Source organism: Roseomonas sp. HF4 (assembly GCF_005222755.1).
Lineage (GTDB): Bacteria > Pseudomonadota > Alphaproteobacteria > Acetobacterales > Acetobacteraceae > Neoroseomonas.
In genome coordinates, this window is the sequence record NZ_STGD01000013.1 from 22298 (window position 1) to 34927 (window position 12630).

A 12630-nucleotide genomic window follows, 5' to 3' on the forward strand; every position below is an offset into this window, starting at 1 on the left:
CCCGTCCGCCTATCCAGGATACTGACGTTCGGTGGACGGGTGGGGGAGCGGGCCGCTGCCGGACTTCGGAATGCGCCCGAGGGCGTGGTCTCGAACGGTCTCCGAGGCAGCGGGCGCAGGGCGGAGGACACGCATGATCACCCGTCGCGACCTACTCGCCGCCGGTGCGGCGCTCGCCGCGCTGCCCGCGCGCGCGCAGCAGGCCCCCAGCCAGTCCGACCTGCTGCGCTTCGACCCGCTCGGCCAGGTGACGCTGATCCACATCACCGACATCCACGGCCAGCTGATGCCGATGCTGTTCCGCGAGGCCTCGACCAACCTCGGCGTCGGAGAGGCGCGCGGCCAGCCGCCGCACATCACCGGCGAGGCCTTCCTGCGCGCCTTTGGCCTGCCACGCGGCGGCGCGCTGTCGCACGCGCTGACCGACGTGGACTACGTCGACCTCGCGCGCCGCTTCGGCCCGATGGGCGGGGCCGACCGCATCGCGACCATCGTGAAGGCGATCAAGGCGGAGCGGCCGGGCCGTACCATTCTGCTCGATGGCGGCGACACCTGGCAGGGCGCCTGGACGAACTTGCAGACCAAGGGCGCCGACATGGTCGCCTTCCAGACGGCGCTTGGCGTCGAGGCGATGGTCGGGCACTGGGAATTCACCTACGGCGCCGACCGCGTGAAGGAACTGGCGGGCGAACTCGGCTTCCCCTTCCTCGGCGGCAACATCCAGGACACCGAGTGGAACGAGGACGTCTTCCCCGCCGAGGCGGTGTTCGAACGCGGCGGCGTGAAGGTCGCAGTGATCGGCCAGGCCTTCCCCTACACGCCGATCGCCAATCCGCGCTGGATGTTCCCGGACTGGGAATTCGGCATCAAGGAGGAGAAGCTGGCCGGCCGCGTGGAAGCGGCGCGCACCGCCGGCGCGCAGCTGGTCGTGCTGCTGTCGCACAACGGCTTCGACGTGGACCGCAAGATCGCCGCGCGCGTGCCGGGCATCGACGTGATCCTGACCGGCCACACGCATGACGCGCTGCCGCGCCCGCTGCAGGTCGGCACCACGCTGCTGATCGCGACCGGCGCCAACGGCAAGTTCGTCAGCCGCCTCGACCTCGACGTGAAGGATGGCAAGGTCGCCGGCTTCCGCCATGCGCTGATCCCGGTCTTCAGCAACGCGATCGCCCCGGATGCCGAGATGGCCGCCCTGGTGCACCGCGTGCGCGAGCCCTACGCCGCCGACCTCGCCCGCGTGGTCGGGCGCACGGAAAGCCTGCTCTGGCGCCGCGGCAACACCGCCGGCACCTGGGACGACCTGATCTGCGACGCGCTGCTCGAACAGCGGGAGGCCGAGGTCGCGCTCTCCCCCGGCTTCCGCTGGGGCACAACGCTGCTGCCGGGCACCGACATCACCGCCGAGGATGTCTGGGCGCAGACCGCCATGACCTACCCCGCCGCCTACCGCATCCCGATGAAGGGGGAGATGCTGAAGGCGGTGCTGGAGGACGTGGCCGACAACCTCTTCAACCCCGACCCCTACTACCAGCAGGGCGGCGACATGGTGCGCTCGGGCGGGATCTCCTTCACGCTCGATGTCGCGGCGCCATCGGGCCAGCGGGTCTCGGCCCTGACACTGCTGCGCACCGGCCAGCCGGTCGAGGCGTCACGCGACTACACCGTTGCCGGCTGGGCGAGCATCAACCAGGCGGTGGAAGGCCCGCCGATCTGGGACGTGGTGTTCCGCCACCTGGCGAAGGGCCCGGTGCGCGCCGAACCGCGCCGCGACGTCCGCCTGCGCAACGCCTGACGGGGCGACGATGCAGGTCGGCTACGCGGCGGCGCTGCTCGGGGGCGCCCTGTCCTTCCTGTCGCCCTGCGTGCTGCCGCTGATCATCCCCTATCTCGGCTTCCTCGGCGGCGTGACGCTGCGCGCCGCGCCCGGCGGGCCGGTGGCGGTGGCGCCCGACCGCGCGCGGGTGATGGTGGCCGCGCTGTTCTTCGTGTTCGGCTTCGCCACTGTGTTCACCGCGCTCGGCGCCACCGCGAGCCTGGTGTCACAGCTGTTTTCGGACCACCTCGAGACCGTGGCGGTCTTCGCCGGCCTTGTGCTGATCGCCTTCGGCCTGCATTTCGCCGGCCTGCTGCGGCTGTCCTTCCTGAACTACGAGAAGCGCTTCCAGGTGGCCGAGCGCCCGGTCTCGCCGCTCGGCGCCTATGTGGTGGGGCTCGCCTTCGCCTTCGGCTGGACGCCCTGCGTGGGGCCGGTGCTGGCCGGCATCCTGACCATCGCCGCGGCGGCGGACAGCGCCTGGCAGGGGGCGGCGCTGCTGTTCGCCTATGCGCTCGGCATCGGCATCCCGTTCCTGCTGGCGGCGGCCTTCGTGACGCCCTTCCTGCGCTTCGTGCAGCGCTTCCGCCAGCATTTCCGCGCCGTCGAGATCGCCGTGGGCGGATTGCTGGTGGTGACGGGCGTGATGGTGCTGACCGGCACCTTCCAGGAGATCGGCGCCTGGCTGCTCGAACGCTGGCCGGACCTCGGGCGCTTCGGATGAGCGCGGCGTCAGCCCTGCTGGCGGCGCGACCGCCAGGCCCGGAAGCCGGTGCCGTCGGCGTAGCCGCGCTCCGCCACGTAGGTGAACAGCGCGAGGAAGTCCGGCTTGGCCATCAGCCCGTGCATGCGCGCGACCTCGATCTCGCGGCCCATGCGCGCCGGCGCCTGCTCGGGCAGAAAGACGATGGTGGGCGTGAAGGTCACGCGCCAGCGCCGCGCCAGCGCGCGTTCCTCGTGCACCGTGCCGTCGAAATCGGTCACCGGGCGCGACCCGTGCAGATCGAGTTGCACCACGCGGAAGCGCGGGCGGATGAAGCCCTCGATATCCGGCTGCGCCAGGTGGTCGGTGTGCATCTCCCGGCAATAAGGACAGCCGCGCTGGTCGAACAGGACCGCGAGGCGCTGCCCGGCGGCGGTCGCTTCCTCGAGATCCTCGCGCAGGGTGAGGAAGCCCTCGTGGAACCAGTCCTGGGTGAAGCCGCCCTCGGTGCGCACCGGAGCGGCCCGCGCGGCCCCGGGGGCCAAGGCGAGGCCGGCAAGCACGGCACGGCGGGCGATCCGGGACATCGGGTGTTCCTCGGGGTATCGTCTGTTGCATCAGCATGTGCGCAGGAAGGCGCGCCGCGTCAATGCGCATGAGGGCGATTCTCGACGCGACCACCATCCTGTTCGCGAGCGCGCTTGGGCTGGTGGTGGAGATCGTCGCCGGGCGGCTGCTCGCGCCCTATGTCGGCATGTCGGTCCATACCTGGACGGCGGTGATCGCGGTGGTGCTGGGCGGGTTTTCCATCGGCCACTGGTGGGGCGGGCGGCTGGCCGGGCCGGAGTGCGACCGCGCACGCGGTCATGCGCGGCTCTCCTGGATCCTGGCCGGCTGCGCGGCGGCGTCGCTGGTGGCGGTGCCGGCGCTGCGCCTCGCCGCGCCGTTCCTCGATGCCGAGGGCGTCTCCCCGCTGCTCGCCATGCTGGGCTTCGCGCTGGCGGGCTTCCTGGCCCCGAGCCTGCTGGTCGGCGCCGTCTCCCCCATCGTCACCAAGCTCGCGGTGGAGGAGGCCGCGCCGGGGCAGGTCGGGCGGGTGCTGGGGCGGCTGTTCGCGATCTCGGCGCTGGGGGCGATCGGCGGCACGCTGGCGGCGGGCTTCGTGTTCCTGGCCTGGATCGGGTCGTCGGGCACCATGCTGGCCTGCGCGGGGTGCTACGCGGCGCTGGCGGCGCTGCACGCGGCGGCGGGGGCGCGGCGGGCGGCGGCGCTTGGCCTCGCGGCCGCGGCGGTCGCGGTGCCCGCGGGGGCGTTGGCGCTGCCGGCCTATGGGCGCTTCTGCGATGTCGAGAGCGCCTATGCCTGCCTGCGCGTCGTGGATGCCGAACCGATGATCGGCCGGCCGGCGCGGCTGCTCGTGCTCGACCACCTGGCGCATGGGATGAACTTGCGGGACGAACCCACGACGCTGGTGCAGCCCTATCTGCATCTGGCGGACGAGCTGATGGTCGCGCGCGGCCTGCCCGAGGCGCCGGCCGCCTTCTTCGCCGGCGGCGGCGCCTTCACCCTGCCGCGGGCCTGGGCGGCCGAGCATCCGCGCGCGGCCTTGACCGTGGCAGAGATCGACCCGGCGATCGCCGCGCTGGCGCGCCGCGACTTCTGGCTGCGCGACGGCCCGGCGCTGCGGGTGGTGGCGCGCGACGCCCGCGTGGCGCTGCAGGCGACCCCGCCCGGGCCGCGCTTCGACCTGGTCTTCGCCGATGCCTTCCAGGACCTCGCGATGCCGGTGCACCTGGTGACGCGCGAATGGCACCGCGCGGTGCGCGACCGGCTGAACCCCGGCGGCGCCTACCTGGTGAACGTGATGGAGGACCGTCGCGCGCCGCGCTTCCTGCTGGCGCTCGCGCGGACGCTGGCGGAGGATTTCGCCGTCGTCGAGATCTGGGTCGAGGCGACGGCGCAGCCGGCGGGCCGGCGCATCACCTACCTCGTGCTGGCCTCCGGCACGCCGAGCCCGGCGCCACGGATCACCGCGCGCCGCGGGCCCGAACGGCATTGGGCGCGGCTGCCGCCCGACTACGTCGCGTCGCGCTGGCGCGCGGCGGATGTGCCGGTGCTGACCGACGACTTCGCGCCGGTCGACCGGCTGATGTCCCACCTCATTCTGTCGCCGGAGGCGAGTGGACGATGACACGACGCACTTTCCTGATCGCCGCCTCGGCCGTCGCACTTGGCGCGGCGGGCGTGCGCGAGACGCCGCTGGCGGACCCCCGGCCGAGCCTCGAGGCGCCGCGGCGAATCGTGGTGTCGCTGGCGGATTCCGACCCGGCGCGGGCGAACGCGGTGTTCAGCAACATCATCAACGTCCAGTCCTTCTATGGGCAGGACCTGGTGCGGATCATGGTGGTGGCCTACGGGCCAGGCGTGCGCCACCTGATCGCGGCCGAGACGCAGGTGGCCGAGCGTGTTGCCTCGCTGCGCGCCTACGACATCGAGTTCGTCGCCTGCGGCGCGACGCTCGACACGCTGGGCCTCGGGCCGGAGACGGTGCTGGACGGCGTCGAGGTGGTGCAGAACGGGCTTCCGGAGATCGTCGAGCGGACGCTGCAGGGGTGGGTGCATCTTCGGCCCTGAGGCCGCGTAGGGCTGCGAGCCGTTGGCCCCCCAAGCCCACGAGACGTCCTAGAACAGGAGGCGGTCCTCCACGGCCGTGATGCCCGCGCGCGCGCAGGCGTCGTCTTCCGCGCCACCGGGCGCGCCCGAGACGCCGACGCCGCCGACGATCGAGCCCGCCGATTCGACCGGCACGCCGCCGCCGAGGAAGACGTAGCCCGGCAGGTGGCGGATCGCGCTGTTCAACTGGCCGGCTTGCGTCAGCGCCGAGAGTTCCTCGGTCGAGGCGCGGAACGACACCGCGGCGCGCGCCTTCGCCACCGCCGTGTCAGGCGTATGGGCGCCTGCCAGGGCGTCGCGCAGGACCACCTGCGTCACGCCGAAGCGGTCCACCACCGAGACCGCCACCTGGAAGCCGCGGTCGCGACAGGCGCGCAGCGTTGCCTGGGCGAGGTCGAGCGCGAGCGCCGGCGCCATGACGCGGAAATTCGTGAACTCCTCGGCGCGCGGCGACGTGCTGGCGAGCGTTGCGGCCGCGAGCGCGGCCGCGAGCATGGATGCCTTCATGGCTGGCTCTCCTGTCTGGTGTCGGAAGGAAGCCTGGCGAGCAGCGCCTCGGCCTGCTGCCAGAAGAACAGATCGGCCTGGTAGCCGATGATGCGGCCGACCTCGCGCCCGTCGGCGACCAGGACGAAGGTCGGCGTGAAGCGCCAGTTCGCGATGTGCCGCAGGTCCGCGGGTAGCCCTCGCGCCACGTCCACGCGGCGCAGCGGCGCACGCCGGCCGAGGTCCGACTGGTTCCACGACGTTTCTCCGACCTCCCGCAGCCATCGTCGGCACCAGGGGCAGTCGTGCCGCTCGAGCAGCACGAGCGACACCTCCTCCGCCGCGGCGCGCGCCGCCGGCAGCGTCAGGCCCGCAGCGAGAAGGAGGCGTCGGTGCATCGCTGCTACGGTTCGCCCGTCGGCTGGCGGCGGTATGCGGCCGGGCCATTCAACGGCCGCCGGTTGCGCAGCCACGCACGCGTTACCGAGCACTCCGGCACCGCGGCCCTGCGATCCGTCAGGCGAGCGCGCGGCGTCGCTTCGCTCCAGGCCAGGCCGTCGCTCGCCCTGGCCCGCATCGGCGCCGAATGGCGGGCGCCCTCGATGCCGCCTGCGCGGCGTCGGTCGAAGCCTCGCCGCCCGGCCGTGGCGTCCTGACCCGTAGCCGCGCCGGTCGGCGCGGGGATGGAACGCGCGGCCGGATCGTCTCGGTCAGGCATTGCGTTTCCTCCATTTCACCTGTGCGCGAGCGCGAAGGTCTGGACGGGCGCCCGCACATTCCATTAGGGTTACCTAAAATACCGTGCCCGGCAAGTCCGGGGGAGGAGAAAATCGTGTCCATGAAGGTTCCGATGGCTCTGTCCTGCCTGCTGTTTGCCGCCGCACCGGCGCTCGCACAGGCGCCGGATCCCGTGGTCCTCGCAGGCGCCTGTCAGGGGTGCCACGGAATTGCTGGGCAGGGCGGCCACGGCATTCCGCAGATCAAGGATGCCCACGGGCGCGCCGAATTCGTCTCGCTGATGCAGGCGTTCCGCACCAACCAGCGCGAGGCGACGGTCATGGGGCGCATCGCCCGTGGCTACACGGACGAACAGGTCGCCGTCCTCGCAGCCCACTACGCCCGCGCGCAGTGAGAAGGAGGCACGCCATGAGCCTGCAACGCCGCGCCCTTCTGGCCATCGCGTCCAACCTGCCGCTCGGGCTTGCCGCGCCGCGCCTCGCGCGGGCGCAGGCGGGCGCGGGCCGCGTCGTCATCATCGGCGGCGGCTTCGGCGGCGCCTCCGCCGCGCGCTTCGCCCGCGACCACTTCCCCGCGCTCGAGGTCACGCTCATCGAGCGGAACCGCACCTTCACGACCTGCCCCTATGGCAACCTGGTGCTGGCCGGCCGGCGCGACATCGCGAGCATCACCTTCGGCTATGGGCGCCTCGCCGCGCGCGGCGTGCGCGTCGTGCACCAGGACGTCGTGGCGGTGGATGCGGCCGCGAAGCGCGTCCGCCTCGCCGACGGCGCCGAGGTGCCCTACGACCGCCTGGTCATGTCGCCCGGCATCGACCTGCGCTGGGGCGCGATCGAGGGCTATGACGAGGCCGCCAGCGCGCGCATGCCGCATGGCTGGATACCCTCGCTGCAGCCGATCACCCTGCTCCGCCGCCAGCTCGAGGAGATGCCCGACGGCGGCACCTTCGTCATGACCATCCCGGGCAACCCGTTCCGCTGCCCGCCCGGTCCCTACGAACGCATCAGCATGGTCGCGGAGTACCTCAAGCGCGCGAAGCCGCGCAGCAGGATCATCGCGCTCGACGCCAAGGACGGCTTCTCCAAGCAGCCGCTGTTCGTGGATGCCTGGGCGGAACTCTATCCCGGCATCATCCAGTGGCGCGGCGCCTCGAACGACGGGCGCGTGATGCGTGTCGATCCCGCCGCGATGGAGGTCGAGACCGAGTTCGGCGAGAAGGTGAAGGGCAGCGTCGTCAACGTCATCCCGCCGCAGATGGCGGCGAGGATCGCGCGCGATGCCGGCCTCGCCGACCGGTCGGGCTGGTGCCCGGTCAAGCCCGCCACCTTCGAGAGCGCTCAGGTCGAGGGCATCTGGGTCCTGGGCGACGCGACCATCGCCGCGCCGATGCCGAAGTCGGGCTTCGCGGCCTCCTCGCAGGGCAAGCACGCGATCGCCTGCATCGCGGCGTCGCTCGCGGGCCGCGCGCCGCCGCCCGCGACCTTCTTCAACACCTGCTACAGCCATGTCGCGCCCGACTACGGCATCTCTGTCGTGGGGGTCTACCGCGCCAGCACGACCGCGCTGACCGAGGTGGAGGGTTCGGGCGGCATCAGCCCGCGCAACGCGACCATGACGTCCGAGCGACGCGCGCAGCACCGCCAGCTCGAGGCGCTCTACGCGGACGGCTGGTACGAGAGCATCACCAACGAGATGTTTGGCTAGCCACTGCCGGCCACTTCCGGAGGGAGGACGAATGACGACGAGAGTTGATGTGGAACGGCCGTCGCGCCGCGGCCTGTTGCGCGCTGGTGCCGGCGCGGCGGTGGGTTTCGCCGGCGCGGGCGGCGTCGCACGGGCCTCCGGCAATGCCGAGAACCTACCACCGAACCTTCCCGAATGGAGCCGCACCCTTGGCCCCGGCGTCATCGAGGAAACCTACGGCACGCGCAGCCGGCACGAGACCGCGGTGCGCCGCTACGTGCCCTGGCTGACGCCCGACCGCGTCTCCTCCGTCTCCTTCACGCCGCTGGCGGAGATGCACGGCATCGTGACGCCCTCTGGCCTGCATTTCGAGCGCCACCATGGCGGCGTGCCGGACATCGACCCGGCCGACTGGCGGCTGATGATCCACGGCATGGTCGAACGCCCGCTGGTCTTCACGCTCGAGGACCTGAAGCGGATGCCCTCGGTCAGCCGCATCCACTTCATCGAGTGCCCGGCCAATGGCGGCATGGAATGGCGTGGCGCGCAGATGTCGGGCGTGCAGTTCACCCACGGCATGCTGTCCTGCTCGGAATGGACGGGCGTGCCGCTGAAGGCGCTGCTTGCGCAGGCGGGGCTGCGCCGCGGCGCGTCCTGGCTGCTGGCGGAGGCGTCGGACGCCGCGCACCTCGCGCGGTCGATCCCGCTCGCGAAGGCGCTGGACGATGCCTTCCTCGCCTTCGGCCAGAACGGGGAGGCGGTGCGCCCGCAGCAGGGCTATCCGGTGCGCCTGGTGCTGCCCGGCTACGAGGGCAACATGTGGATCAAGTGGATCCGCCGCATCGAGGTCGGCGACCGCCCCTGGTTCACGCGCTGGGAAACCCGCACCTATACCGACCTGATGCCGGATGGCCTGTCGCGCCAGTTCACCTTCGTCAACGAGGTGAATTCCGTCATCACCGCGCCCTGCCCGGAGAAGCCGCTGAACGGCAGGCCGGGCTTCGTCGAGATCTCGGGCCTCGCGTGGTCGGGGGCCGGGCGCGTCACGCGCGTCGATGTGTCGGTCGATGGCGGCGACACCTGGCGCAGCGCCTCGCTGCAGGACCCGGTGCTGCCCAAGGCGCTGACGCGCTTCCGCATTCCGTGGGAATGGCGGGAGGGCCAGACCGCGTATCTGCAGAGCCGCGCGATGGACGAGACGGGACGCGTGCAGCCGACGCTGCCCGAACTGCGCCGCGTGCGCGGCACCGAGAGCATCTACCACAAGAACAGCATCCATACCTGGCTGGTCGATCGCGAAGGGACGGTGGTCAATGTCCAGATCGATGCGTAGGGCCGCCGCGATCGGCGCGCCGCTGCTCGCCATCGCCGGCTTCGCGCTGGCGCAGCAGGCGCCCGCGCCGCGAGACATGACGGCGCTGTATCGCCCCTTCGAGGCGCCTCCGGGCGAGCGCACGCGCGCCGATGTCGCCTGGCCCGCGCCCGCGGTCGCCGCGCTGCCCACGCCGATCGCCGGAATCGGCCGCGCCGCCACCGCGCCCGAGATCGTGGGCTGGGACATCGCCGTCCGCGGCGATGGCCGGAACCTTCCGCCCGGGCGCGGCACGGCGAAGCAGGGGGAGGAGTTGTTCATCACCCATTGCGCCGCCTGCCATGGCGATTTCGGGGAGGGTCTCGACCGCTGGCCGGCGCTGATGGGCGGGCGTGGCAGCCTGCGGGGCGACCAGCCACGGCGCACCGTCGGCTCCTTCTGGCAGCATGCGCCGGGCGTCTTCGACTACATCCGACGCGCCATGCCGTATGCGGCGCCACAGAGCCTGACGAACGACGAATACTACGCGCTGACGGCCTATGTCCTCTTCATCAACGAACTCGTGCAGGAGGAGGACGTGATGGACCGCGACAGCCTGCCGCGCGTCGCCATGCCGAACCGCGAGGGCTTCGTCCTCGAGGCGCGGCCGGACACGCCGAACGAGGCCTGCATGACGAATTGCCGCCAGGGGCGGCCCGTCACCGTGACCATGGACAGCCGGCAATTCGTGCGACCGGGATCGGAATCCGGCACGGCGGAGCCGCAATAGGGCGGCCCGTACACAGGGTGGGAAGCAGGACGATGCCAGGAAAGCTTGGTCGCCGTGGCGGGATCGCGGCGATCGCCGGGTTGGGCGCGGCGGCGCCCGCTGCCGCCCAACAGGCGAGCACCGCGCGCGAGAAGGTCGTCTATCACCTGAACCAGCCGGGCGGCGAGGAATTCGCCCTCTACCGGCAGTTCCTCGTGAATGTCGGCAACCACCTGAGCGTGCTGACGCGCGGGCAGTTCGACCTGCGCGTCGTGATGCATGGGCCGGGCGTCAATCTCCTGCGCATCGCGGCCAGGCACAGCCCGCAGGTCGCGGCGTCGGTCGACAACCTGAAGCTCGCCGGCGTCCGCTTCGAGATCTGCCGCATCACGCTGAGCAACAACAACATCCGGCTCGACGAACTCTACGACGCCAGCGAGGAGGACCTGGTGCCGAGCGGCGTCGGGCAGCTCGGCCGACTTCAGTGGGACGGGTTCGCCTACATCAGGATCTGATGGTGGGCCTGCCGAGGGGTCATCCTCAATCGAGCGGGGGTTCGGGGGAGGTTCATCTCCCCCGCCCTTTTCACCGCCCGTCCAGGTCGACGCATGCGCCGGCCGGCTTCAGCCCTGCCCGAAACGCGCCATCCAGTGCCGCGCGATATCCGCCCGGCGCGCCACCCAGACGGCGTCGCCGGCCTTGGCCACGTGCTCGAGCAACTGCTCCAGCCCCGCGATCCGCCCCGGTCGCCCGATGGTGCGCAGGTGCAGCCCGACCGACATCATCCGGCCGCCTTCCTGCATCAGCCGGTCGAAGGCGGCGATGCAGTAGCGCGAGAAATCCTCGGCGAAGACGAAGCCCTGCCCTGGCCGGAAGCGCATGTCGTTGGTGTCGAAGGCGTAGGGGAGGATGACATGGGGCCTGCCAGCGGCGCCCGGCACCAGCCGTGGCAGGTCGTCGTCATAGACGTCGCTGTCGTAGAGGAAGCCGCCTTCCTCCAGCAGCAGCCGACGCGTGTTGACCGAGGGCGCCGACTTGGTGTGCCAGCCGACCGGCCGCGTGCCGGCATGTTCGGCCAGCGTCGCGACCGTCTGCGCGATAACCGCGCGCTCGGTCGCCTCGTCCATGCCGGCATGCATCTCCCAGCGCCAGCCATGGGCACTGACCTCGTGCCCACGCGCGGCCGGCTCGGCGGCCAGCGCCGGCGTCACGGCGACGGCGCGGGCGCAGGAGGAGAAGGTCGCCTTCGCGCCATAGGCATCCAGCACGTCGAGCACCCGCCAGAGCGCGACGCGCGATCCGTAGGCGAAATGCGTCTCCATGCAGAAGTCGGGCGCGCCCTGCACGAGTTGCCCGGTCTCGGGTCCGCTCTCGTTCCGCTCGTCGCCGCTGCCGATCGCGAGTTCCGCGCCTTCCTCGACATTCACCACGAGGGAGAGCGCGACCCGCGCGCCGCCTGGCCATTGCGGGTCCGGCGGCCGGCCTCGGTAGCCGGCCAAGTCGCGCGAGGCGGGTGGCATGCCGCCGGGCAGGCGGGCCTCAGCCATAGGCCTTCAGGATCGCGCGCATGGCGGGGCCGAGGTCGGGGCGCTGCAATGCATAGGCGACCTGCGCCTCCAGGAAGCCGGCCTTGTCGCCGCAGTCGAAGCGCTTGCCTTCGTAGCGCAGCCCGTGGAAGGGCTGCATGCCGATCAGCTTCGCCATGGAATCCGTGAGCTGCACCTCGCCGCCCGCGCCCTTCTCGAGCCGGGCGAGGAAGCCCATCACCTCCGGCATCAGCACGTAGCGGCCGATGATGGTGAGGTTCGACGGCGCCTTCTCCGGCGCCGGCTTCTCGACCAGGCCCTTGACCGAAACGAGCCGCCCCTTGTCCTCCGCCACGTCGAGCACGCCGTAGCGGTTGACCCGCTCCATCGGCACTTCCTCGATCGCGACGACATTGCCCTCGGTCTCGCGGTACGCTTCGGCCAACTGCTGCGTGCAGGGCGTGTCGCACATCATCAGGTCGTCGGGCAGCAGGATGGCGAAGGGGTCCTCGCCCACGAAGGACCGCGCGCACCAGATCGCGTGGCCGAGGCCGAGGGGGACCTGCTGGCGCACGGTCACGATCGATCCCGGCGTCATGGACTGCGCGCGCAGCGCCTCAAGCTCGGCGGTCTTCTTCCGTTCCTCGAGCGTGCGCTCGAGCTCGAAGGCGACGTCGAAATGCTCGACGATCGCGGTCTTGCCGCGGCCGGTGATGAAGCAGAACTGCTCGATCCCAGCGGCCCGAGCCTCCTCCACTGCGTACTGGATGAGAGGCTTGTCGACGACCGGCAGCATTTCCTTCGCCATCGCCTTGGTGGCGGGCAGGAAGCGGGTGCCGAGGCCGGCGACGGGCAGGACGGCCTTCTTGAGCGGCTTCAGGGGCACGTGGGAAGCATCCTCCGTGACGGTGTGGACCGCCGCGGCGGCGCCGCGGCTTCACCGCC

At 71.6% G+C, this 12630-nt stretch carries 14 protein-coding genes; 9 read left to right on the top strand and 5 right to left on the bottom strand.

What is annotated here, in order from left to right:
- Positions 1–133 precede the first annotated feature (133 nt).
- Together soxB and E8M80_RS18535 are read left to right on the top strand one after the other, a co-directional pair.
- The gene (gene soxB, locus E8M80_RS18530) at positions 134–1795 is read left to right on the top strand and encodes a thiosulfohydrolase SoxB (RefSeq protein ID WP_137127210.1); all 1662 of its coding nucleotides are present in this window, start codon (positions 134–136) and stop codon (positions 1793–1795) included.
- Between the two features lie 10 nt (positions 1796–1805).
- Positions 1806–2540, top strand: a complete 735-nt coding sequence (locus E8M80_RS18535; protein WP_137127211.1) for a cytochrome c biogenesis CcdA family protein — start codon at positions 1806–1808, stop codon at positions 2538–2540.
- An 8-nt stretch (positions 2541–2548) separates the two neighbouring features.
- Here E8M80_RS18535 and E8M80_RS18540 read toward each other — a convergent pair whose 3' ends face one another.
- The gene (locus E8M80_RS18540) at positions 2549–3106 is read right to left on the bottom strand and encodes a thioredoxin family protein (RefSeq protein ID WP_137127212.1); all 558 of its coding nucleotides are present in this window, start codon (positions 3104–3106) and stop codon (positions 2549–2551) included.
- Between the two features lie 68 nt (positions 3107–3174).
- On the opposite strand from E8M80_RS18540, the gene E8M80_RS26060 reads away from it, so the two are divergent.
- Positions 3175–4710, top strand: coding sequence for a fused MFS/spermidine synthase (locus tag E8M80_RS26060; RefSeq protein WP_170979493.1), 1536 nt, complete (start codon positions 3175–3177; stop codon positions 4708–4710).
- A complete protein-coding gene (locus E8M80_RS26065; protein ID WP_170979494.1) occupies positions 4707–5153 on the top strand; it encodes a DsrE family protein in 447 nt (148 codons plus the stop codon). Before E8M80_RS26060 ends, E8M80_RS26065 begins: the two co-directional genes overlap by 4 nt.
- A gap of 48 nt (positions 5154–5201) precedes the next feature.
- Here E8M80_RS26065 and E8M80_RS18550 read toward each other — a convergent pair whose 3' ends face one another.
- Entirely contained in the window at positions 5202–5699 is a 498-nt protein-coding gene (locus E8M80_RS18550) for a heme-binding protein (protein WP_137127214.1), read from the bottom strand.
- The gene (locus tag E8M80_RS18555) at positions 5696–6076 is read right to left on the bottom strand and encodes a thioredoxin family protein (RefSeq protein WP_137127215.1); all 381 of its coding nucleotides are present in this window, start codon (positions 6074–6076) and stop codon (positions 5696–5698) included. The genes E8M80_RS18550 and E8M80_RS18555 overlap by 4 nt, the downstream gene beginning before the upstream one ends.
- Positions 6077–6510: 434 nt before the next feature.
- Here E8M80_RS18555 and E8M80_RS18560 point away from each other — a divergent pair, with 434 nt between their 5' ends.
- Genes E8M80_RS18560 through E8M80_RS18580 form a run of 5 tightly spaced genes read left to right on the top strand, consistent with a single transcriptional unit; the run spans position 6511 to position 10674 of the window.
- Positions 6511–6810, top strand: coding sequence for a c-type cytochrome (locus tag E8M80_RS18560; protein WP_206035668.1), 300 nt, complete (start codon positions 6511–6513; stop codon positions 6808–6810).
- A 14-nt stretch (positions 6811–6824) separates the two neighbouring features.
- Positions 6825–8120 carry an NAD(P)/FAD-dependent oxidoreductase gene (locus E8M80_RS18565; RefSeq protein ID WP_137127216.1) on the top strand — a complete coding sequence of 432 codons (1296 nt, stop codon included), beginning with the start codon at positions 6825–6827 and terminating at the stop codon, positions 8118–8120.
- A gap of 31 nt (positions 8121–8151) precedes the next feature.
- Positions 8152–9432, top strand: coding sequence for a sulfite dehydrogenase (gene soxC / locus E8M80_RS18570; protein WP_137127217.1), 1281 nt, complete (start codon positions 8152–8154; stop codon positions 9430–9432).
- Positions 9425–10180, top strand: coding sequence for a c-type cytochrome (locus tag E8M80_RS18575; protein ID WP_170979495.1), 756 nt, complete (start codon positions 9425–9427; stop codon positions 10178–10180). Before soxC ends, E8M80_RS18575 begins: the two co-directional genes overlap by 8 nt.
- Positions 10181–10212: 32 nt before the next feature.
- Positions 10213–10674 carry a DsrE family protein gene (locus E8M80_RS18580; RefSeq protein WP_137127219.1) on the top strand — a complete coding sequence of 154 codons (462 nt, stop codon included), beginning with the start codon at positions 10213–10215 and terminating at the stop codon, positions 10672–10674.
- A gap of 108 nt (positions 10675–10782) precedes the next feature.
- On the opposite strand, the gene E8M80_RS18585 is transcribed toward E8M80_RS18580, so the two are convergent.
- Positions 10783–11706, bottom strand: coding sequence for a polysaccharide deacetylase family protein (locus E8M80_RS18585; RefSeq protein ID WP_206035669.1), 924 nt, complete (start codon positions 11704–11706; stop codon positions 10783–10785).
- Positions 11699–12571, bottom strand: coding sequence for a UTP--glucose-1-phosphate uridylyltransferase GalU (gene galU / locus E8M80_RS18590; RefSeq protein ID WP_137127220.1), 873 nt, complete (start codon positions 12569–12571; stop codon positions 11699–11701). Before galU ends, E8M80_RS18585 begins: the two co-directional genes overlap by 8 nt.
- Between the last annotated feature and the right edge of the window lie 59 nt (positions 12572–12630).

Bases quoted from the DNA above. Each gene is read 5' to 3' on its own strand.
- soxB (WP_137127210.1), top strand. From the start codon at position 134: ATGATCACCCGTCGCGACCTACTCGCCGCCGGTGCGGCGCTCGCCGCG.
- E8M80_RS18535 (WP_137127211.1), top strand. From the start codon at position 1,806: ATGCAGGTCGGCTACGCGGCGGCGCTGCTCGGGGGCGCCCTGTCCTTC.
- E8M80_RS18540 (WP_137127212.1), bottom strand. From the start codon at position 3,106: ATGTCCCGGATCGCCCGCCGTGCCGTGCTTGCCGGCCTCGCCTTGGCC.
- E8M80_RS26060 (WP_170979493.1), top strand. From the start codon at position 3,175: ATGAGGGCGATTCTCGACGCGACCACCATCCTGTTCGCGAGCGCGCTT.
- E8M80_RS26065 (WP_170979494.1), top strand. From the start codon at position 4,707: ATGACACGACGCACTTTCCTGATCGCCGCCTCGGCCGTCGCACTTGGC.
- E8M80_RS18550 (WP_137127214.1), bottom strand. From the start codon at position 5,699: ATGAAGGCATCCATGCTCGCGGCCGCGCTCGCGGCCGCAACGCTCGCC.
- E8M80_RS18555 (WP_137127215.1), bottom strand. From the start codon at position 6,076: ATGCACCGACGCCTCCTTCTCGCTGCGGGCCTGACGCTGCCGGCGGCG.
- E8M80_RS18565 (WP_137127216.1), top strand. From the start codon at position 6,825: ATGAGCCTGCAACGCCGCGCCCTTCTGGCCATCGCGTCCAACCTGCCG.
- soxC (WP_137127217.1), top strand. From the start codon at position 8,152: ATGACGACGAGAGTTGATGTGGAACGGCCGTCGCGCCGCGGCCTGTTG.
- E8M80_RS18575 (WP_170979495.1), top strand. From the start codon at position 9,425: ATGCGTAGGGCCGCCGCGATCGGCGCGCCGCTGCTCGCCATCGCCGGC.
- E8M80_RS18580 (WP_137127219.1), top strand. From the start codon at position 10,213: ATGCCAGGAAAGCTTGGTCGCCGTGGCGGGATCGCGGCGATCGCCGGG.
- E8M80_RS18585 (WP_206035669.1), bottom strand. From the start codon at position 11,706: ATGGCTGAGGCCCGCCTGCCCGGCGGCATGCCACCCGCCTCGCGCGAC.